Here is a 20,849-nt window from a genome sequence, read left to right as displayed (position 1 = left end):
GGAGGGATCACCCCGCGATGCGGGGGCGCATCCAGCCGGGGGGTTCGATCACGGCGAGGCGGTCGGCGGACTCGGTCAGGGTGATCCCGGGCCGTTCCAGCAGGGCCGCGCGGAGCTCGGCCGGGTCGACGACCTCGGCGGCCCGGTGGGCGCCGGCCGGGACTCGGCGGTCGATGAGGGCCGTGACCGCGGCCGCCGTCACCACGGCGGCCGGTTCGCGGCCGTCGGCCGAGCCGACGACCAGGGTCCGCGAGGCGCCCGCGGCGGACTCCGCCTGGACGACCAGCCGGTGGTACCCGGCCCTGCCGATCGCGTCGAGCCGGACGGCCGTCCGGAGCTCCTCCAGGACGTCGGCGGGATCGGCCGCGGCCGTGGGGCTCCACAGCCGGGCGAGCACCGCGTCGGCCCGCCCGGACGGAAGGACGTCGTACCAGCGGGCGTCCGGGACGCCGAGGCTCGCGGCGGTCCGGTCCAGCTCGGCCGGCAGCCGGGGACAGGCACTGAGCCCGTCGGGGAAGCAGGGCAGCGCGACCCCCTGGACGGGGGACAGGGCGCACGACCGGCGCCGTCCGTTGCGCCGCTCCGCGAACGGCTCCCCGTCGTCGGCGGGACCGCCCGGCAGGAAGAGCCGCGCGGTCTCGGGACAGAGCGGGGCGAGCCCGCCGGACAGGCACTGCAGGCGCCTGACCTGCCCGAGCCCCTCGACGGCCAGCAGCGGCAGCAGCCCGGCCAGCCCCGGCAGCGATCCGGCCGACAGGACCGCCCGCCGCCCGGCGGGGACACAGGAGCGCACCCGTTCGTGCGCGGAGTCGCCCGCCAGGGTCACGAGGTCGGCACCCACGGCGAACACCGCGTCCGCGACGGCCCGGCGGGCCGGGCCCGTGCAGTCGACCACGATCACGCAGCCCGCGCAGAACCGCGCCAGCGCGTCGGCGTCGGCCGGGTCGACGTGCACGACCTGGTGCGCGGAGCCCTCGAGGGTTCCGACGCGGGGCGCCCCGAGCCGCAGCGGGAGCCCATGGCAGGACAGCAGCCGGGTCAGCGCCCGCCCCGCCTCGCCCGTCGCGCCCAGAATCCCGATCACAGTCCGTCCTCGTCCCCAAGCCTTGGGCGATGATTAGGTAAGGCTAACCTCATCAACCCCACCCAGCAAGGTGCGGCGTGGCCGAGGACCCCCGCCCGCGGGCCGGTGCGAGGATGAGGGAATGGAAGATCGACTGATGGCCTTCGTGCCCACGACGGATCTGGACAGGGCCCGCGAGTTCTACACCGCGATCCTCGGGCTGAAACTGGTCGAGGCCGACGGATTCGCCTGCGTCCTGCGGTCCGGCGAGACGATGCTCCGGGTGATCAAGGTCGAACGGCTCGCCGTCCAGCCCTACACGGTGCTCGGCTGGGCGGTCGACGACCTCGTCGAACGCATGGCCGAGCTCGTCCTGCTCGGTGTCGAGTTCACCCGCCACCCCGGCATGGACCAGGACGACCTGGGCGTCTGGACCAGCCCGTCCGGCGAGCGGGTCGCCTGGTTCGCCGACCCCGACGGCAACACCCTCTCCCTGACCCAGTTCGCGGCCCCCGCGCGGATCCCCGAGACGGCCTGACGAGAGAGTTGCCCGCCAACGGACGAAGCGTGTGAGGTATGTCATAACCGGACGGTAAGGCGTACCTGGAGCGATCCAGGTCAGGGGACATGATCTCACTGCCGGTAGGGTCGGGTGGGTGAGGGAGGTGGCGGTGCAACCGACGCAGGACCGGATCTGGACGGTGCCCAACGCGCTCAGCCTGGCACGGCTCGTGGGGGTGCCGCTGTTCTTCTGGCTGGTCCTCTCCGAGCACGACGCCTGGGCCATCGGCCTGCTGATGCTCGCCGGGATATCCGACTGGGCGGACGGAAAGCTCGCCCGGGCCCTCAACCAGACGAGCAGGCTCGGCACGCTGCTCGACCCCCTCGCCGACCGGCTCTACATCTTCGCGACGCTCGTCGGGCTGACCGTCAGGGAGATCGTCCCCTGGTGGCTGACGGCGCTGCTGGTGGCCCGCGAGGTCTACATGACCGGGCTGCTGGCCCTGCTCAAGCACTTCGGATGGAACGGGCTGCCCGTCCATCTGGTGGGCAAGGCCGCCACGATGAACCTGCTCTACGCCTTCCCCCTCCTGCTGTGGGGCTCGCACGACGGGACCGTCGCCACCGTGGCCCGGGTCGTCGGCTGGGCCTTCGCGATCTGGGGGACCGCCCTCTACTGGTACGCCGCCGCCCTCTACACCGTGCAGGCGCGACAGCTCATCTCCTCTCTTCCCCCCGACAGCAAGGGAGTTGCTCCAGCGCCATGAAGGCCGTCGTGATGGCCGGAGGCGAGGGGACGCGACTGCGTCCCATGACCGCCAACCAGCCCAAGCCGCTGCTGCCCGTCATCAACCGACCGATCATGGAGCACGTGCTCCGGCTCCTGAAGAGACACGGCTTCACCGAGACCGTCGTGACCGTCCAGTTCCTGGCCGCCCTCATCCGGAACTACTTCGGTGACGGCGAGGAACTGGGCATGGCCCTCCAGTACGCGACCGAGGAGGTGCCCCTCGGCACCGCGGGAAGCGTCAAGAACGCCGAGGACGCCCTCAAGGACGACCGCTTCCTGGTCATCTCCGGAGACGCCCTCACCGATATCGACCTGACCGAAATGGTGCGTTTTCACAAGGAGAACGGCGCCCTGGTCACCATCGGCCTCAAGCGGGTGCCGAACCCGCTGGAGTTCGGCATCATCATCTGCGACGAAGAGGGCCGCATCCAGCGCTTCCTGGAGAAGCCGACCTGGGGCCAGGTCTTCTCCGACACCGTGAACACGGGCATCTACGTGATGGAGCCCGAGGTCCTGGAACGGGTCGCGGCGGGCGAGAGCGTCGACTGGTCCAGCGACGTCTTCCCCGAGCTCCTCGCCGAGGGAGCCCCCCTGTTCGGCTACGTGGCCGACTGCTACTGGGAGGACGTCGGCACGCACGAGAGCTACCTGAAGGCCCAGGCCGACATGCTGTCGGGCAAGATCGACATCGAGATCGACGGCTTCGAGGTCAGCCCGGGCGTCTGGGTCGCCGAGGGCGCCGAGGTCGATCCCGAGGCCACCCTCAAGGGGCCGCTGTACATCGGCGACTACGCCAAGGTCGAGGCGGGCGCCGAGCTGCGCGAGTACACCGTCCTGGGCAGCAACGTGGTCGTCAAGGAGGGCGCGTTCCTGCACCGGGCCGTCATCCACGACAACGTCTTCGTCGGCCCGTCCACGAATCTGCGCGGCTGCGTCGTCGGCAAGAACACCGACATCATGGCCGGAGCCAGGATCGAGGAGGGCGGGATCGTCGGTGACGAGTGCGTCATCGAGGCCGAGGCCCTGGTCCAGAACGGGGTGAAGGTCTACCCGTTCAAGACCATCGAGGCCGGCGCCGTCGTCAACACCAGCGTCATCTGGGAGTCGCGCGGCCAGCGCAACCTGTTCGGCCCGCGCGGGGTCTCCGGGCTGGTCAACGTCGAGATCACCCCCGAGCTCGCCGTCCGGCTCACCAGCGCCTACGCCACGACCCTCAAGAAGGGCGCGACGGTCATCACCGCCCGCGACGCCTCCCGCGCCGCCCGCACCCTCAAACGCGCCGTCATCAGCGCCCTGACCGCCAGCGCCATCAACGTCCAGGACCTCGAGGCCTGCGCCCTGCCCCTGGCCCGCTACGAGACCGCCAGGGAGGAGTGCGCGGGCGGCATCGTCATCCGCACCACCCCCGGCGACCCCCAGGGCGTCGACATCATCTTCCTGGACGAGACCGGCGCCGACCTGTCCCTGGCCGCCCAGCGCAAGCTGGAGCGCGTCTTCGGCCGCCAGGAGTACCGGCGGGCCTTCCCCGGCGAGATCGCCGAGCTGACCTACCCGACCCGCACCGTCGAGTCCTACTCCAAGGACCTGCTGAGACGGGTCGACATGACCGGCGTCGCCGAGGCCGAGCTGAAGATCGTCGTGGACTGCGCCGGGGGAGTGTCCAGCCTGGTCCTGCCCGGCCTGCTCGGCAAGGTCGGGGTCGAGGTCCTCACCCGCAACAACCGGCTCGACGAGGCCCACCCGACCGAGACGCTGGCCGAGCGGATGCGCGATCTCGAGCGCGTCGGCGAGCTGGTGTCGTCCTCGCGCGGCAACTTCGGGGTCAGGTTCGACCCCGTGGGCGAGCGGATCTCCCTGGTCGACGAGAACGGCGAGGCCATCAGCGACGACCGGGCCCTGCTCGTGCTGCTCGACCTGGTGGCCGCCGAGCGCAGGGAGGGCACGGTGGCGCTGCCCGTCACCACGACCCGGGTGGCGGAGAAGGTCTGCCGCTACCACGGCGTCCAGGTGCGGTGGACCTCGACCAGCCAGGACGTCCTCACCAAGGCCGCGGCCGACCCGGACGTGATCTTCGCGGGCGACGGCAGGGGCGGGTTCATCTTCCCCGAGTTCAGCCACACGGTGGACGGCATCGCCGCCTTCATCCGGCTGGTCGGGCTGGTCGCCAGGACGCGCCTGACGCTCTCCCAGATCGACGAGCGCATCCCCGACGCCCACCTGCTCAAACGCTCCGTGCCGACCCCCTGGGCGGCCAAGGGGAGCGTCATGCGGACCGTCGTGGAGGCCGCGGGGGACCGCACCATCGACACCACCGACGGGGTCCGCGTGGTGGAGAAGGACGGCCGCTGGGCGCTGATCCTGCCCGACCCCGCCGAGGCCGTCACCCACCTGTGGGCCGAGGGTCCCGACGCCGATGCGGCCCAGGCTCTGCTCGCCGAATGGGCGGCCGTCGTGGAGGTCGCGGGCACCTGATCGTTCCCGGAGTGACCCGTTACCGCCGCTGGCGCGGTACGGTCTTCCTGACACGTTTCCGGACGCGGTGATCCGTCGTTGTTTCGCCCGTGATCCGCGCGGCGGCATAGACCGACGATCACCGCTCCCGGTAGCGTTGTCCAGATAGGTAATCAAGCAGAGCGGGGCGCGTCCCGGGGGACAGCGCCGATGGTTGGAGGCCGAGCCAATAGATGCCGAGCGTCTACTGCACCCAGTGCGGTCACGCCAATCCCGATGGCGCCCGCTTCTGCTCCAACTGCGGCACACCGCTGGTCCGCAGCGCCTACCCGGCTTCCTCGGGTGAGGCTCCGGGAGAGTCGACTTCGACGATCTCGATCAGCGGCCTGACCGACGGGCTGGAGATCCCGGAGCAGGAGGACGGTGGCGACCAGCTCAACGTGGAGGCGCTGCCGCCCGGCACCGCGCTCCTCGTGGTGCGGCGAGGTCCCAACGCGGGGAGCCGGTTCCTTCTCGACAAGGACCGGACGTCGGCGGGGCGCCACCCCGAGAGCGACATCTTCCTCGACGACGTGACGGTCTCCCGCCGGCACGCCGAGTTCGCCCGGCAGGGGTACGGCTTCACCGTCCGCGACGTGGGCAGCCTCAACGGCACCTATGTCAACCGCGAGCGGATCGACCACGCGGCGCTGAACCCCAACGACGAAGTCCAGATCGGAAAGTTCCGGCTGGTCTTCCTGACCAACCCCCACCACGGCTAGCCGGGCGGCGGCTTGAGCGCGAGTGCCGCCCGGGCGTACATGACCATCGGGGACGTGCTGGCCCGCCTGCGGGCCGACTTCCCCGACATCACCCTCTCCAAGATCAGGTTTCTGGAGGCGGAGGGGCTGATCGAGCCTGAACGCACGCCGGCGGGTTACCGGAAGTTCACCGTCGCCGACGTGGAACGCCTGCGCTACATCCTGGCCGCCCAGCGGGACGAGTACCTCCCGCTGCGCGTGATCAAGGAGCAGCTGAACGGCAAGGGGCAGGTCCCGCAGCCCCGCACGCTGGTGGCCGCGGACTCCCAGCCGTCCCGTGAGGTCGCCCTCACCCGGCGGCAGCTCCTGGACGGGGCGGGCGTCGACGAGGCCCTCCTGGAGGAGCTGGAGGCCTACGGGCTGATCCGCCGGGTGGGCGGCCAGTACGACGGCGACGCGCTGAGCGTCGCCAGGACCGCCGCCGCGCTGGGGGAGTACGGCTTCGAGGCCCGTCACCTGCGGGTCATCAAGGCCGCGGCCGAGCGGGAACTCGACCTCATCGAGCAGATGATCGCCCCGCTGCTGCGCCGCCGCAGCCCGGGAGCGCACGAGGCGGCGGGCGAGACGGCCCGCGCGATCTCCGGCCTCGCGCTGGCCCTGCACACCGCGCTGATCTCCGCGGGCCTGCGCGACAGCCTGGACCGCTGACCCCTCCCGAATCACCCGTCTCACGATCGTTGGGGACCGTCACTCGATCGGTAAGGGCGCATCGGGTGTAGTTTGGCAGGGAGAGCCGAATCTGCGCTGGGAGCCGTTGTGAAACTGATGGAGGTCGTCGGCGTACGGGTCGAGATGCCCTCCAACCAGCCGATCGTCCTGCTGAAGGAGTCCGACGGAGATCGGTATCTGCCGATCTGGATCGGCGCCGTGGAGGCCACCGCGATCGCCTTCGCCCAGCAGGGCATGCTGCCCCAGCGCCCGCTCACGCATGATCTGTTCAAGGACGTCATCGAGGCGCTCGGTTCCCAGCTGCGCACGGTGAACATCACCGCGCTCCGCGAGGGGATCTTCTTCGCCGATCTGGTCTTCACGGGCGGGGTCGAGGTGAGCGCGCGGCCGTCGGACTCGATCGCGCTCGCTCTCCGCACCGGCGCGTCGATCTTCGCGAGCGAGGATGTTCTCGACGAGGCGGGCGTCTCGATCCCGGACGAGCAGGACGACGAGGTCGAGAAGTTCAGAGAATTTCTCGACAACGTGACGCCCGAGGACTTCGATCGCGGCGCCTGACCAGTGGCTTTGTGTCATTGATCTTGAAGACCCGGTTCGTTTTCCACCCCTGTCACAGCGGGTAGGGGTAAGGCGGGACACCGATGTTCGACCGTTTGCGCACGTGAAGCCGATTGATCCGGTGTGCGACGCGCCGAGGGCGAACGTTGACCCTGCCCTGACCGGCACCTACCGTGCTGGTGGAACGCCCGTGGGGTAATACCGCCAAACCCCCTTGACGGAAAACACCACGGGCTGACAGAAGTCGGAGGTCCGCGTGGCGGTGAGCAGCGGCGAGGACAAGGTGGATCGCGAGCGAGTGCTCGCCTCCCAGCGTGCCGGGGAACAGGGCCTGCTGTTCGACAGCGAGGTCGTGGTCCCCAGGGCCGACGTCGGCTACCGGGGTCCCACCGCGTGCGCCGCGGCCGGGATCACCTACCGCCAGCTCGACTACTGGGCCCGCACGGGCCTGGTCGAGCCGAGCGTCCGCAGCGCCCATGGTTCGGGCAGCCAGCGGCTGTACGGCTTCCGCGACATCCTCGTGCTCAAGGTGGTCAAGCGGCTCCTGGACGCGGGCGTGTCCCTCCAGCAGATCCGCACCGCCGTCAACCACCTGACCGACCGCGGGGTCGAGCACCTGTCCCAGATCACCCTCATGAGCGACGGGGTGAGCGTGTACGAGTGCACCTCGCCCGACGAGGTCGTGGATCTGCTCCAGGGCGGCCAGGGCGTCTTCGGGATCGCGCTCGGCCGGGTCTGGCAGGAGGTCGAGGGCTCACTCGCCGAGCTGCCCGGTGAGAGCGCCGCCGACGACCTCGGCACGGAGCGGCAGCAGGGGGGCGACGAGCTCTCGGCCCGGCGCAGGGCGCGCAAAGGAGCCTGAACCGATGTGACCGGCGCTCTGGACCCGCGGGTCCGGGGCGCTTTCGCATGCCCGGAGGATCCCGAGCCCCTGCGTCAGAGGGCTTCGCGCCGCTGGAGGTGGGTGAACGCCGCCCAGCCGGGCAGGACCGGCAGCCAGAAGGTCAGGAGCCGGAACAGCAGGACGGCCGAGGTCGCCTGCTCCGCGGGCAGCCCCGCGAGGGTGAGCCCGAGGGTCAGGGCGCCCTCCACGGCGCCGAGGCCGCCGGGGGTCGGCGCGGCCGAGCCCAGGGCGTTGCCGGTGAGGAAGACGACCGCGACGGCCGTCCAGCTGAGGCTGCCGCCGAAAGCGCGGATGGAGGCGTCCAGGCAGACCACGAACGCCACCGTGAGGAGCAGGGTGCCGCCGATCCCGGTGGCGACCTTCCTGGGGTCCTGGAGGACGTCCAGAAGGCGCGGGACGACCCCGGAGAACATGTCCTTGAGCCGGACGGCGACGAGCCGCCGGACCCGCCCGATCGTGGCGAGGGCCCCGGCGACCGCGGCGCCCGCCAGCAGAACGATCACGATCGTCTTGGACGGCGCGAACTCGGTCGTGGTGCTCTGCGAGCCGGTGAGGAAACCGAAGACGATCAGCAGTCCGATGTGGATGACCATGCCCGTCAGCTGGGAGGCGCCCACGCTGGCCACGGCCGATCCGGGGCGGACCCCGGCCCGCTGGAGGAACCGGGTGTTGATCGCCACGCCCGTGACGGCCGCGGGGGCGACCAGCTTCACGAACGAGGCGGCGAGCTGGGCGAGGATGGTCCGCCACCACGACAGCCGCTCGGGCACGAAGCCGATCAGCATCATCGCGGCCGCGACGTAGGTGACGCACGCGGCGATCAGGGCCACGATCGCCCAGCCCCACTTGGCGCTGGTGATGATCTGGGTGAGGTTGACGTTGCTGAGCTGGGAGAGCAGGAAGTAGGTGCCGATCGTCAGGCCGACGATGCTGACGATCGTGCGGGGCCTGAAGCGCTCCAGCCGTACCGCCTGGATCTCGACCTCGGGCGTGAACCTCAGGATCTCCTCGCGCAGGTTGCTGAGCAGGTCCTTCTGCTGCCTCAGCTCCGTGCGGGTGTCGCGGGACAGCGCCACCTTCTGCAGCAGCGGCAGGATCGCGCCCAGGGTCTGGCTGCCGATCACCTCGGCGGCCGTGCGGACGGCCCGCTCCTGGCCCACCCGCAGCGCCAGCGAGGTGAGGAGCTGGGCCTGGTCGAGGCGGAGCAGCAGGTCGCTGACGGCGATCTCGCCCCGCGCGAGCCCCACGACGTAGGGGACGCCGCCGTGGACCATGATCGAGGTGGTGTCGAGGCTGCGGTGGGCCATCCGCTGCCGGTGCAGCAGGTCGACCTCGCGCCAGATGTCCACCAGCAGGGTGTCGGTGATCGCCTCCGCGGGCATGTCCGCGAGGCGGACGCCGTCGACGTGCTCGTAGGCCAGCAGCGCGGCCTCGGTGCCGACCTCGGAGGTGGCGATCAGCCGGGGCGTCCTGACCTGTGCGGCGCCGGCCGCGTAGGCCATCAGCGACTCCTGCTCCAGTGATCTGCGCAGTGATCTGAGGGCCCGGCGCGGCTGGTTGGCCCGCAGCCGCAGGCCCCGCCAGATCCGGTAGAGCAGTCCTGAGGTCTGCTGGTCGCGATCGAGGACCGTCACGTCGAGCTTGCCGCCCTCCGCCTCGACCGTGTAGCGGCGGTGGTCGTCGGTGCCGTCGTCGATCCTGAGCGCGTGCGATGGCTTCAGCCCGAGGCGCTCGAGCGCGGCGACCACGGCGGTGCCCGGCGGGCGCGGGTTCGGGGTGCCGATCCCGTAGAGGGTCAGGTAGCCGACGATCCTGCCGATGAAGTAGGTGGCGACCAGCCCCAGCGCCGTCGTGTACCCGGCGGCGAGGGCCGCGAGGGAGGCGAGGGCGATCGTCCCCCACATGACGAGCTGCCAGCGCGGCCGCCCGGCCAGCCGGACGGCCGTCACGAAAGCGATCACCGGGGTGAGGTCGGCGTGCAGGGGAGTGGTGCCCGCGTTGTTCCAGCCGAGGGCGTTGGTGAGGGTGCCGGGCCCGGCCGCGCTCGCCCAGGCGTCCAGGGCGATGGTCAGGCCGAGGGCGATGATCGCGGCGAGCAGGCCGACGATCACGCGGAGGGCGTCGCGGCGGAAGGCGCGGTCCAGAGCGAAGATCACGGGAACCAGCAGGACCCAGAAGGTCGACAGCTGGCTGGCCAGGCTGAGCAGGAAGTGGACGTTCTGGGTGCCCTCGGAGATGTCGCCCTGGATGCCGCTGGTCGTCTGGGAGGCGATCGACGGCAGCAGCAGGACCATGACCAGCCCGGCGAGGCAGGCCAGGGCCCGGAAGAGGTTCGACTGGCTGCGGATGCGGCCGGGCCGCGGCGGCTCGTCGACCTCGACGCCCTTGGCGAGGGCGAGCAGCGGCTCCAGCTCGCTCTCCGCCTGCGTTCTGGTCATCGCCCACCGCCCTTCTTCATCGGAGCCCATCGTAGCGAGGTGGGACCCTTCGGTGATCATGGCGGGTACCGTGTCATTCCCTGCGCTACTCCTTACCCGCAAAAAGTAGATCTTTTGCCATCCCCCCGCTTTGCGATCTCCAGAACAGGGGCGGGTAGACTTGAACCGCTGTCGACCCCGTGCGGGAGAGACTTCGCACAAGCCGGTGCGGAGCGCCGAAGGAGCAACCTCCCCGGAACCTCTCAGGCAAAAGGACCGCACGGAAGAGGCACCTCTGGAAAGCGGGCGTGATGATCGCCCCACCGACGGTGAAAGCCCCGCCCCATGCCGCGTCAGGCAGGGCAGGGTGAAGCTCTCAGGTTCACATGACAGAGGGGGAGACGAGCGCCATTGGCGACCCGTTCGACCTCTGCATGCCAGCCCAGGAGGCCTCACCGATGACGCAGACCGACTTCTCCGACCGCCACATCGGCCCGTCCGCCGACGACCAGTCCCGGATGCTCGCCGAGATCGGGTTCGCCGATCTCGCGGCCCTCGTCGGCGCGTCCGTCCCGGCCGCGATCCGCTCGGACGCCGATCTCGACCTTCCCGCCGCGCTGAGCGAGCCCGCCGCCCTCCGGCGGCTGCGGGAGCTCGCCGCCGCGAACACCGTGAAGTCCTCGCTGATCGGGCTGGGCTACTACGGCACGATCACCCCGGGCGTGATCCTGCGGAACGTCCTGGAGAACCCGGGCTGGTACACCGCCTACACGCCCTACCAGCCGGAGATCTCCCAGGGCCGGCTCGAGGCCCTGCTGAACTTCCAGACCGTGGTCTCCGACCTCACCGGCGTCCCGACGGCCAACGCCTCGATGCTGGACGAGGGCACCGCCGCCGCCGAAGGCATGGCGCTGGCGCTGCGCGCGACCAAGCGCAAGGAGGCCGGCTCCTTCGTCATCGACGCCGACACCTTCCCGCAGACCGTCGAGGTCATCAAGGGCCGCGCCACCCCGCTCGGCATCGACGTGGTCGTCGCCGACCTGTCCGACGGGCTGCCCGAGGGCGACATCTTCGGCGTGCTGCTCCAGTACCCGGGGATGAGCGGCGAGGTCTGGGACCTCAAGCCCGTCATCGAGGCCGCCCACGCCCGCGGCGCCAAGGTCGTCGTGGCCGCGGACCTGCTGGCCCTGACCCTGCTCACCCCGCCCGGCGAGCTCGGCGCCGACATCGTCGTGGGCTCGGCCCAGCGCTTCGGCGTCCCGTTCGGCTTCGGCGGCCCGCACGCCGGTTACATGGCCGTCCGCGAGGAGCTCCAGCGGCAGCTCCCCGGCCGCCTGGTCGGCGTCTCGGTCGACAACGAAGGCCGTCGCGCCTACCGGCTGGCCCTGCAGACGCGCGAGCAGCACATCCGGCGCGAGAAGGCGACCTCCAACATCTGCACCGCGCAGGTGCTGCTGGCCGTCATGGCGTCGATGTACGCGGTCTACCACGGCCCCGACGGGCTGAAGGCGATCGCCGAGCGGGTCCACCGCCTCACCTCCGCCTTCGCCCGGTCGATCGGGGACCAGGAGGTGGAGGGCTTCGAGGTCCTCAACTCCGCCTACTTCGACACCCTGACGATCGCGCTGCCCGGCTCGGCCGAGGCCGTGGTGAAGCACGCCGCGGACGCCGGCTTCAACATCCGCCTGGTCGGCCCCCAGATCGTCGCGGTCTCCTTCGACGAGACCGTCACGCAGGACGACCTCCAGGTTCTGCTGGAGGCCTTCGAGCAGCGGGCCTTCCGCCGGGCCGTCGTGGTCTCCGAGCCGTCCGACGCCATCCCGGCCGGGCTGCGCCGCGAGAGCGCCTACCTGACCCACCCGGTCTTCCACGAGCACCGCTCGGAGACCTCGATGCTCCGCTACCTGCGCCGCCTGCAGGACAAGGACATCGCCCTCGACCGCTCCATGATCCCGCTCGGCTCCTGCACGATGAAGCTGAACTCGACCACCGAGATGGAGCCGATCACCTGGCCCGAGTTCGCGAACATCCACCCGTTCGCGCCGATCGAGCAGGCCGCCGGCTACGTCGAGCTGATCGGCGAGCTGGAGGGCTGGCTGGCCGAGATCACCGGCTACGCCAGGGTCTCGGTGCAGCCCAACGCCGGTTCGCAGGGCGAGCTGGCCGGGCTGCTGGCCGTGAAGGGCTACCACGACTCCCGCGGCGAGGGGCATCGCAACGTCTGCCTGATCCCGTCCTCGGCGCACGGCACCAACGCCGCCAGCGCGGTCATGGCCGGGATGAAGGTCGTGGTCGTCAAGTGCGACGACAACGGCAACGTCGACCTGACCGACCTCCACGCCAAGATCGACAAGCATGCCGCCGACCTCTCGGTGATCATGGTCACCTACCCGTCCACGCACGGCGTGTACGAGGAGACCATCGTCGACATCTGCGCCTCGGTGCACGCCGCGGGCGGCCAGGTCTACGTGGACGGCGCGAACCTCAACGCCCTGGTCGGCCTCGCCAGGCCCGGCCGGTTCGGCGCGGACGTCTCGCACCTGAACCTGCACAAGACCTTCTGCATCCCGCACGGCGGCGGCGGTCCCGGGGTGGGCCCGGTCGCGGTCGGCGAGCACCTCGCGCCGTTCCTGCCCAACCACCCGCTGCGCCCGGAGGCGGGCCCGGAGACGGGCGTCGGCCCGATCTCGGCGGCCCCGTGGGGCTCGGCGGGCATCCTGCCGATCCCGTGGGCCTACATCGCGATGATGGGCCCCGACGGCCTGACGCGGGCGACCGAGGTCGCGATCCTGTCGGCCAACTACCTGGCCCGCAGGCTGAGCCCGCACTTCCCGATCCTCTACACCGGCCGCAACGGCCTCGTCGCGCACGAGTGCATCGCGGACCTCCGGAAGATCACCAAGGACACCGGGGTCACCGCCGAGGACGTCGCCAAGCGGCTCATCGACTACGGCTTCCACGCCCCGACCCTGTCCTTCCCCGTCGCGGGCACCCTGATGATCGAGCCCACCGAGTCCGAGGACCTGGCCGAGCTCGACCGCTTCGCCGACGCGATGATCGCGATCAAGGCGGAGATCGACCGGGTCGCCTCGGGGGAGTGGGACCGCGACGACAACCCGCTGCACAACGCCCCGCACACCGCAGAGACGCTGCTGTCGGCAGACTGGAAGCACCCGTACTCGCGTGAGGAGGCCGCCTACCCGGTCGCCTCGCTGCGCGAGGGCAAGTACTGGCCGCCGGTCGGCCGCATCGACGGCGTGTACGGCGACCGCAACCTCGTCTGCTCGTGCCCGCCGCCCGAGGCCTTCGAAGACTGAACCGGCGAAATAGGGGAACTTCCGGCCGTGTCGTCCAGTGGACGGCACGGCCGCCCTTGTAGGGTCGGGGACAAAATTTCACCGGGTGGAAAGAGGGCCGGAATGACCCTGCTGCGGGCGCGGGAACACGCCGAGAACGGTGAGCACGCCGCCGCCGTCACTCTTTTCACCGAGGCGCTGGAGTCGCCCGACCGGGCGGAGGCCGCGCTCGGTCTCGCGCTGGTCCTGGAGGACCTGGGCGACATCGACGGCTCCCGGGTCGCCGACCAGATCGCCATCGACACCGAAGACCCCGACTACGCGCCCCGCGCGGCCTACCATCTGGCCCTCTCCTACGAGCGGGCCGGCGATCTGCAGGCCGCCGCGGGAGCCTGGCGCAACGTCGTGGAGCTCGGCAATCCCGACTACCTGCCCGCCGCCTGCCTGGCCCTGGCACAGCTCGCCGACGACCGCGGCGACACCGACGCCGCCCTGGCCTGGTGGGAGCAGGCGGTCGACTCCGGCGACGAGGAGTACGCCCCGGTCGCCGCCCACGACCTGTCGCAGCGGCTGCTCGAGCTCGGCCAGGCCGCGCGCGCCCAGACCGTCCTGGCCACATCCCTGCGGAGACTGCACCCCGACTCCTACGCCTACGCCCGGCTCGCGATCGTGATGGGACTGACCCATCTGGAGCAGGCCATCGGCGCCTTCTCCGCGGCCCTCGGCCCGGGCACGGCCCCCGACCTCGCGCCGCTGGCCACCGAGCTCCTGGCGAGGACCCTCCCGCTGCGCGGCCGCGACGAGGAGTCCGTCGAGGTGTGGCGGCGCGGCCTGGCCGACCCGGCGATCGCCGCCGACGTCGAGGCGCGGATCAACCGGGAACTCCCGGCCGTCTGAGGGGACGGAGGGAACGAATTCCTGGAATCGGGCACGGATCGCCGCGGGGAAGTCCGCTCCGCGGGGACGCCTTGGTGGATACTTGACCTGTTCGCGGGGGCGAAGGACGAACGGGGATGACTGTGCTGACTCCGATGAGCGACCCCGAACAGGTGGGCCGTTACCGGATCGTGGGACGGCTGGGCTCCGGGGGCATGGGCTGGGTGCTGCACGGACGCTCACCGAGCGGCCGGTCGGTCGCGGTGAAGGTGATCCGGCCCGAGTTCGCCGACGACCCGGGGTTCCGTGAGCGGTTCGCCCGCGAGATCGAGGCCGCCAAGGCGGTGAGCGGCGCGTTCACGGCCGCGGTCGTCGACGCCGACCCGTTCGGCGATCCTCCCTGGCTGGCGACCGTGCACGTGCCGGGGCCGTCGCTGTGGGAGGCGGTCAAGACGCACGGGCCGATGCCGGAACCCCAGCTCGCGACGCTCGGCGCCGGACTGGTCGAGGCGCTGCAGAACATCCACGCCGCCGGGGTGGTGCACCGCGACCTCAAGCCGTCGAACGTGCTGCTCGCCGAGGACGGCCCGCGCGTCATCGACTTCGGGATCTCCCGCAGGTCGGGTGCCGAGGGGCTGACCCAGCCGGGGACCGTGATGGGCACGCCCGCCTACATGTCGCCCGAGCAGATCATGGCCGATCCGGTCGGCCCGGCCAGCGACGTGTTCTCCCTCGGCGCCGTGCTGGCGTTCGCCGCCACCGGGATCGCGCCGTTCGGCGAGACCGAGATCAGCGCGGTGCTCCAGCGCGTCACCGCCGAGGCCCCGGTCCTCGACGGCGTGCCCGGCGGGCTCCGCCCGCTGCTGGGCTGGTGCATGACCAAGGACCCGCGCAACAGGCCGTCCCTCGACGTGCTGCTCGACGCGCTCACGGGGAACCTTCCGGTCGAAGAGGACGTCCACTCAAACGGGCCCGCGTGGAGCGAGTCCGTCGCCGAGGACATCAGGGAGCGGTCCGTGGAGAACGCCGTACGGCAGCCCCCGCTGCGCAGGCACGCCCTCGCCCTGCTCGCGGCGGGCCTGACCGACGAGATGGTCGCCGCGGCGGTGACCCGTGGCCGCTGAGGAGACCCTTCAGGACGCGGGGGAGCTGGCCGTCCGGTGGCGCTCGCTCGTCACCGCCTGGGCCGGTGAGGGCCGCGCCTCCGACGACGGTGAGTCGGTCGTCGTCGAGTTCGACCTGCCGGGACCGCCCGGCGAGCCCGGCACGCTGAGCCTGCGGTTCATGCGGACCTCGCACCTGCTCGTGGTGTTCATGACCGACGGCCGCCCGCTGCCCCCCGGCCGGCTGGCCCGGGCCGCGGCCACGGCCAACGCCTGGAACACCGAGCAGCTCGTGCCGATGCTGTCGGTCTGGGACGTGCACGGCCCCCATCCGGTGCTGGCCGGTGTCTGCTCGCTGCCGCTGGGCCTGCGGATGGGGCCGCGCGAGTTCGCGGTCGTCGCCGCCGACTGGGCCGAGCGCGGCGCCGCGATGTTCGTGCGCTGCCGTCAGGTGGTCGACCAGTGAGGGGGACCGTGATGAAGGCGCTGGCGCCCGCCGCCGTCCTGACGGCGGGGCTGCTCGTGCCCGCCGCTCCGGCCGCCGCCGCCGAGGAGTGCACCGGGCTCGACTTCGGACGGCTGCTGCAGTGCCTCGGCGACGCCCGTCAGCCCAAGCACGCCGTGACGGTCAACGGGGAGATCCCGCTGGACGTCCCGATCGGCCCGGCGCTGTCCCTGAAGCAGGCTCGGGAGTCCTTCGTCCGGTCCGGGCTGGTCGTCACGGTGCCGAAGGGCGTCACGACGGGCCAGGGCGGGACGATCCTGCTCATCCTGTCGGGCGGCAGGCTGCTGGCGCCCGAGTCGGCCGTCACCCGGCTGGACCGCGGGCAGGTCGAGGCGCTCAGGCAGTTCGGCGCCTGCGGCGACGGGCTGTGTGACGCGGTGACCGGTAAGGGGACCGTTCCCGGGCGGCAGCTGATCGACGGCAGGCTCGCCTCCGATCTCGCGACCCAGGCCGTCACGGTCGGGCCGACCGGGCCCGTCGCGCAGGAGAAGGACGACGACGGGGGCGGCGGCCCGCTGAAGGGCCTCACCCTGATGCTCATCGCCTTGGCCCTCGGCCTGGCCGGGGTCCTGGCGTTCGCCGCCCGCCGCCGCCTGGCCGCCGTAGGTCCGCAGTCTCCGCCGCCCGGCCCGCCGCCGACCCGGCCCGACCCGCCGGCCCCGGCGCGCAAGGCGCCCCCGCCCACCGTCCCGCTGAGCGGGCACCGGGTGCACCGCACCGGCGCCCGGCCGCCGGGACGCGGACGCAGGGCGACCGTCAGGACCGACCTGCATCCGCAGGGCTATGTCGAACTCGACCGCGACCTCTACCGGGCGGCCTGGGCCGATCCCGACACGGCCCCTCCCGCCGAGGGCCAACCCGTCGACGTGGTGCGCGATCCGGACTCCGACGTCCTGCTCGCCTACCCACCCGGCTACTGATCTGGAGCACCTCCCGTGGACCCTATGGACTTCGCCGACTACGCCGACATCGAGATCGAGAACAACGCCCAGCGCCTCCCGCTCGTGCTGTGCCTGGACACCTCGAGCTCGATGGCGGGTGAACCGGTCGCCCTCCTGAACCAGGCGCTGCGCGACTGGACGGCCCAGCTCAAGGACGACGTCAGCCTGAGCCACAGCGTCGAGGTCGCGGTCGTGACCTTCGGCGGCCAGCGGGTGACGGCCTGGCAGGGGCCTCGGGCGCTGTCGGCCCTGCCGAACGTCAGCCCGTTCGTGCCCGCCCACCACTTCGAGCCGCCGCGGCTCCAGGCGGCGGGGGTCACGTTGATGACCGAGGCGCTGGAGCTGGCCATGCAGCTCGTCGCCGCACGCAAGACCGAGCTCCGCTCGCTCGGGCTCCAGTACTACCGGCCGCAGATCTGCGTGGTCACCGACGGCCAGCCGACCGACGCCAACGGGCACGCGACCGAGGCGTGGCGCAGGACGGTCCCGGTGCTCGCCGCCGAGCAGGACGCCCGCAAGTTCCGGCTGTTCGCCATCGGGATCGGCGGGATCAGCCCGCGTGGCGAGCAGGTGCTGGAGGCCCTCGCGCCCAAGTTCCACGCCAGGCTCCAGGGCTTCCCGTTCCGTGAGCTGCTGCAGATGATGTCGGCGAGCGCGTCGGCCGAGCAGCGCGGAGCGGGCGACGAGATCTTCGAGCGGATCTTCGCCCAGTTCAAGACCCAGCGTCCCGCCTATGAGGGCTGAGATGGACCGGGCGCTGACCGGCGAATGGCGCGTGCGCGGGGTGAGCGTGCGCGGCTACCGCCATGTCAGGGACGGCAAACCATGCCAGGACGCGCACGGTCACAGTGTGACGGGCCCGCCCGACGACCGGGTGACGGTGCTGGCCGTCGCCGACGGGGCGGGCAGCAGGCGCCTGTCGGACAAGGGGTCGGCGCTGGCCGTCCGGCTCGCGACCGGGCGTTTCGGCCGGCTGTGCGCGGGCCGCTCCGAGGAGCGCGACGTGCGCGGCCTTCTGTTCGAGGGGCTCGAGGACGTCCGGCGGTCCTTCCTCACCGAGACCGGCGCCGCGGCGGCCGACCACGCCACCACCCTCACGGTCGTGGTCCTGACCCGAGCCTGGCTCGGCTACCTGACGGTCGGCGACGGGTTCGCGGTCCTGCGGGCGGGCGACGAGGGCGGCGAGCGCCAGTTCCATCTGCTGCCGCAGGCCGACGCGGTCAGCGAGTACGGCAACGAGACGGTGTTCCTCAGCTCGAACGACGCCACCGCCAAGGCGCGCGCCGAATGCGTGCGCGATCCGGGCGTCGACGGGATGTTCCTGTCGACCGACGGGCTCGCCCAGGCGGCGCTGACCAGGGCGAGCGGCGCCTCCCAGCGGCCGAACTCCTCGTTCGCGACCGGGATGCTGCGCTCGCTCGACGCCGCCCGCGCCGACCTCGACGAGGACGATCGCAAGCTCACCACCTACCTGAGCTCCGATCAGCTGACCCGGCTGAACGGCGACGACAAGACGGTCCTGCGGGCGGTGCGGCTGTGAGAATTCCCGGTGGGAGGATCCTGCTCGGCGGACGCCCCGTCGACCTGGCGGCGGAGCCGCTGAAGTCGGGCGGCCAGGCGGCGGTCTTCGAGGTGCCCGGCAGCCCGGACCTCGTCGTCAAGGTCTACCGGGACGATCCGACCCCGGAGCAGGAGCGGCGGCTCACCCGGATGATGGACCTGGCACCGCTCGGCGGGCGCCCGACCCACGAGGGGCAGCCACCGGAGCTGGCCTGGCCGGTCGAACTCTGCCGCACCCCGGACGGCCGGTTCGCGGGCTACGCGATGCGGCGGTTCGGCGAGCCCGGGTACGTCCAGCTGCTGGGATTGTTCAACCGGCAGTCCCGGTTGCGGCATTTTCCCGAACGGGCCGACTGGCGGTTCCTGCTCGGGGTGTCGTTCAACCTGTCGTTCATGACCGCCCGGATGCACCACCAGGGCCTCATCGTCGGCGACTTCTCCAGCAACAACGTGGTCGTCGACCGTGACGGGTTCATCACCTTCCTCGACTGCGACTCGATCGGCTTCACCGACCCGGGCACGGCGGAGGAGTTCCCCTGCCTGATGCTGACCCCGGAGTACTGCGCGCCGGAGCGGCAGAAGGGCGGCCCCGCCACCGAGGCGACCGACGACTTCGCGCTGGCGATCCTGATCTACCAGCTGCTCACCGCGGGCAACCATCCCTTCGGCGGGGTCCGCCACGACAGCGACTCCGACACGAGCGTGAAGGACAACATCGCCTACAGCGCGTCCTACGTGGTCCGGCCGGAGGCCGTGACGGTGCCGCGCGGCATCATCGACCCCGCCGTCCTCCCGCCGGCGCTGCTCGACCTGGCCCGGCGCGCGTTCGGCCCCGGCGTCGAGGACCCGTCGGCACGTCCCGCGGCCGCCGAATGGCTCCAGGCCCTGGACGGCGAGTGGGACAAGGTCAGGACCTGCACGGCCCGGCCGCACCACACCTACGGCTCGCACCTGAGGGCGTGCCCCTGGTGCGCCCGCCCCGGCCAGGACCTCTTCAACCCGGCCCCGCGCCGCCCCGGCGCCCCCGCCCGGCCCCCCGTCCCCCAGATCCCGCAGGTCGCGGCCGTCAGCCGCCCGGACACGATCCCGCCCGCCCCACCGGCCCCGTTCCCCCCGCTGCTCCCGGTCCCCGACCGCGCCCAGGCCAAGTTCCCCGCCTTCGTCATAGCGATGATCGTCCTGTTCGTCCTCCTGGTCGTCATCGCCGCCATCGCCTCCGGCGGAGCGTGACCGGACGGCCGGTCCCGGCTCGGGCATCCTTCTCCGGGATCGGCTTCCGTGACGAGACGCCCCGCGTGGTGGATGGCGGAGATGGACGCGGCGGTCGCGGTGCGGGAGAGGGAGGGTGGGACGATGGGGTGGTGGAGATCATCACAGCGGCGGGGGCCGCGGAGGCAGTCGTCGACGAGGTGCGGGAACCCGGGTTCCTGCTGGTGCTGACGCACGGGTCGAACGGGAGCGTGGAGGCGGCGGATCTGCTGGCCGTGCGGGAGGTCGCGCTCGGGCTCGGCGGGATGGTGGCGCGGGTGACGCAGCCGTTCAGGCTCGCCGGGCGGAGGGCTCCGGGCTCGGCCGTGAAGCAGGACGCGGCCTGGGTGGAGATCGTCGCCGTGCTGCGGGAGAAGTACGGCGCGCTGCCGCTCGTGCAGGGCGGACGCAGCAACGGGGCGCGCGTGGCGTGCAGGACCGCCGCGGAGGTGGGCGCGGCGGGCGTGCTGGCGCTGGCGTTCCCGCTTCATCCCCCGGGCAGGCCGGAGAAGTCGCGTGCGGGGGAGCTGCGGGAGGCGGGGGTCCCCGTCGTGGTGGTCAACGGAGATCGGGACCCCTTCGGGGTGCCCGACGAGAAGGACGCCACCGCCGTGGTGGTCCTGCCCGGTGAGCGACATGAGCTCGGGAAGGATCCGGACGCCGTGGGGGCGGCCGTGCGGCCGTGGCTGGACGCCTGGACGGTGCGCGGTGTCGGAGAGACTTCGGTGGAGTAGACAGGCCAGGGGCTTCGAGGGCTCTCGGGCCCTCGAAGATCACCCGAATGGACTAGTCCTGTTGGGTGTTCAGGCTGCGGACGGGGCGTGCAGGTCCGTCGGTCGGTGCGGTGCGACAATTCCCCCGTTGGGCAGCAGCTCACCGGTGTCGTCGAAGACGACCACTCCGTTGCACAGCAGGCTCCACCCCTGTTCGGGGTGGCTGGCCAGGGTCCGTGCGGCGTCGCGGTCAGGTTCCTCTGACGTGGGACAGGGCGGCTGGTGCGGGCACATCGGCGTGCGCCTCCGGTTCTCGCTCTGGTAGGGACGTTCGGTCTGTGTCTTCTGTCACGTTAGACGGAGACCAGTGTGCATCGGTTCGGCCTCCCGCGACATAGCCCGATGGGACTGTTGTGGCGGACGCTTCCCGTCTCCTGGGGGAGGTTGTGAATCT

At 71.6% G+C, this 20,849-nt stretch carries 19 protein-coding genes and 1 riboswitch; of the genes, 16 read left to right on the top strand and 3 right to left on the bottom strand.

Going from position 1 to position 20,849, the window contains the following annotated elements:
- Nucleotides 1–7 precede the first annotated feature (7 nt).
- Nucleotides 8–1,084, bottom strand: coding sequence for an SDR family oxidoreductase (locus tag ABD785_RS00270; protein WP_344821041.1), 1,077 nt, complete (start codon nt 1,082–1,084; stop codon nt 8–10).
- A gap of 121 nt (nt 1,085–1,205) precedes the next feature.
- Here ABD785_RS00270 and ABD785_RS00265 point away from each other — a divergent pair, with 121 nt between their 5' ends.
- The 7 genes from ABD785_RS00265 to ABD785_RS00235 all read left to right on the top strand — a co-directional run bounded on the left by ABD785_RS00265 (nt 1,206) and on the right by ABD785_RS00235 (nt 7,694).
- A complete protein-coding gene (locus ABD785_RS00265; RefSeq protein WP_344821040.1) occupies nt 1,206–1,601 on the top strand; it encodes a VOC family protein in 396 nt (131 codons plus the stop codon).
- Nucleotides 1,602–1,728: 127 nt separating this feature from the next.
- Nucleotides 1,729–2,331: a cardiolipin synthase ClsA gene (clsA, locus tag ABD785_RS00260; protein WP_425547718.1), complete on the top strand. Its 603-nt coding sequence runs from the start codon at nt 1,729–1,731 to the stop codon at nt 2,329–2,331.
- Nucleotides 2,328–4,826, top strand: a complete 2,499-nt coding sequence (locus tag ABD785_RS00255; RefSeq protein WP_344821038.1) for a sugar phosphate nucleotidyltransferase — start codon at nt 2,328–2,330, stop codon at nt 4,824–4,826. The genes clsA and ABD785_RS00255 overlap by 4 nt, the downstream gene beginning before the upstream one ends.
- 212 nt (nt 4,827–5,038) lie before the next feature.
- Nucleotides 5,039–5,566, top strand: coding sequence for an FHA domain-containing protein (locus tag ABD785_RS00250; RefSeq protein WP_344821037.1), 528 nt, complete (start codon nt 5,039–5,041; stop codon nt 5,564–5,566).
- Nucleotides 5,567–5,578: 12 nt separating this feature from the next.
- A complete protein-coding gene (ftsR, locus tag ABD785_RS00245) occupies nt 5,579–6,253 on the top strand; it encodes a transcriptional regulator FtsR (RefSeq protein WP_344821035.1) in 675 nt (224 codons plus the stop codon).
- 108 nt (nt 6,254–6,361) lie between these two features.
- Entirely contained in the window at nt 6,362–6,832 is a 471-nt protein-coding gene (locus ABD785_RS00240) for a bifunctional nuclease family protein (RefSeq protein ID WP_344821034.1), read from the top strand.
- 256 nt (nt 6,833–7,088) lie between these two features.
- Nucleotides 7,089–7,694: a MerR family transcriptional regulator gene (locus ABD785_RS00235; RefSeq protein WP_344821033.1), complete on the top strand. Its 606-nt coding sequence runs from the start codon at nt 7,089–7,091 to the stop codon at nt 7,692–7,694.
- 74 nt (nt 7,695–7,768) lie between these two features.
- On the opposite strand, the gene ABD785_RS00230 is transcribed toward ABD785_RS00235, so the two are convergent.
- On the bottom strand, nt 7,769–10,174 hold the full coding sequence (locus ABD785_RS00230) for a lysylphosphatidylglycerol synthase transmembrane domain-containing protein (RefSeq protein WP_344821032.1): 2,406 nt from the start codon (nt 10,172–10,174) through the stop codon (nt 7,769–7,771).
- A 172-nt stretch (nt 10,175–10,346) separates the two neighbouring features.
- Nucleotides 10,347–10,442, top strand: a riboswitch (glycine riboswitch).
- 169 nt (nt 10,443–10,611) lie between these two features.
- Between ABD785_RS00230 and gcvP the strand changes: the two genes are divergently transcribed.
- The 9 genes from gcvP (at nt 10,612) to ABD785_RS00185 (ending at nt 20,416) form a co-directional block, all read left to right on the top strand.
- Nucleotides 10,612–13,470 (top strand): aminomethyl-transferring glycine dehydrogenase, encoded by a 2,859-nt coding sequence (gene gcvP / locus ABD785_RS00225; RefSeq protein ID WP_344821031.1) that lies wholly within the window; start codon nt 10,612–10,614, stop codon nt 13,468–13,470.
- A gap of 102 nt (nt 13,471–13,572) precedes the next feature.
- Nucleotides 13,573–14,346: a tetratricopeptide repeat protein gene (locus tag ABD785_RS00220; protein WP_344821030.1), complete on the top strand. Its 774-nt coding sequence runs from the start codon at nt 13,573–13,575 to the stop codon at nt 14,344–14,346.
- A 116-nt stretch (nt 14,347–14,462) separates the two neighbouring features.
- Nucleotides 14,463–15,449 carry a serine/threonine-protein kinase gene (locus ABD785_RS00215; RefSeq protein WP_344821029.1) on the top strand — a complete coding sequence of 329 codons (987 nt, stop codon included), beginning with the start codon at nt 14,463–14,465 and terminating at the stop codon, nt 15,447–15,449.
- Nucleotides 15,439–15,894, top strand: a complete 456-nt coding sequence (locus ABD785_RS00210) for a hypothetical protein (RefSeq protein ID WP_344821028.1) — start codon at nt 15,439–15,441, stop codon at nt 15,892–15,894. The genes ABD785_RS00215 and ABD785_RS00210 overlap by 11 nt, the downstream gene beginning before the upstream one ends.
- Before the next feature lie 11 nt (nt 15,895–15,905).
- Nucleotides 15,906–16,853 carry a hypothetical protein gene (locus tag ABD785_RS00205; RefSeq protein ID WP_344821026.1) on the top strand — a complete coding sequence of 316 codons (948 nt, stop codon included), beginning with the start codon at nt 15,906–15,908 and terminating at the stop codon, nt 16,851–16,853.
- A gap of 24 nt (nt 16,854–16,877) precedes the next feature.
- Nucleotides 16,878–17,618 carry a vWA domain-containing protein gene (locus ABD785_RS00200; protein ID WP_344821768.1) on the top strand — a complete coding sequence of 247 codons (741 nt, stop codon included), beginning with the start codon at nt 16,878–16,880 and terminating at the stop codon, nt 17,616–17,618.
- The gene (locus ABD785_RS00195) at nt 17,608–18,414 is read left to right on the top strand and encodes a PP2C family serine/threonine-protein phosphatase (protein ID WP_344821024.1); all 807 of its coding nucleotides are present in this window, start codon (nt 17,608–17,610) and stop codon (nt 18,412–18,414) included. The genes ABD785_RS00200 and ABD785_RS00195 overlap by 11 nt, the downstream gene beginning before the upstream one ends.
- On the top strand, nt 18,411–19,664 hold the full coding sequence (locus tag ABD785_RS00190; protein WP_344821023.1) for a protein kinase domain-containing protein: 1,254 nt from the start codon (nt 18,411–18,413) through the stop codon (nt 19,662–19,664). The genes ABD785_RS00195 and ABD785_RS00190 overlap by 4 nt, the downstream gene beginning before the upstream one ends.
- 131 nt (nt 19,665–19,795) lie before the next feature.
- Complete coding sequence (locus tag ABD785_RS00185) at nt 19,796–20,416, top strand: alpha/beta hydrolase family protein (RefSeq protein WP_425547707.1); 621 nt, start codon at nt 19,796–19,798, stop codon at nt 20,414–20,416.
- A 69-nt stretch (nt 20,417–20,485) separates the two neighbouring features.
- Here the strand turns inward: ABD785_RS00185 and ABD785_RS00180 are convergent, their stop codons facing one another.
- Nucleotides 20,486–20,689, bottom strand: a complete 204-nt coding sequence (locus ABD785_RS00180) for a DUF5999 family protein (RefSeq protein WP_344821022.1) — start codon at nt 20,687–20,689, stop codon at nt 20,486–20,488.
- Nucleotides 20,690–20,849: the final 160 nt, after the last annotated feature.

This window comes from Actinocorallia longicatena (assembly GCF_039534125.1).
GTDB classification, from domain to species: Bacteria; Actinomycetota; Actinomycetes; order Streptosporangiales; family Streptosporangiaceae; genus Actinocorallia; species Actinocorallia longicatena.
Note: the sequence above shows the minus strand (reverse complement) of the source record. Positions and strands in the feature narration are given on the sequence as shown.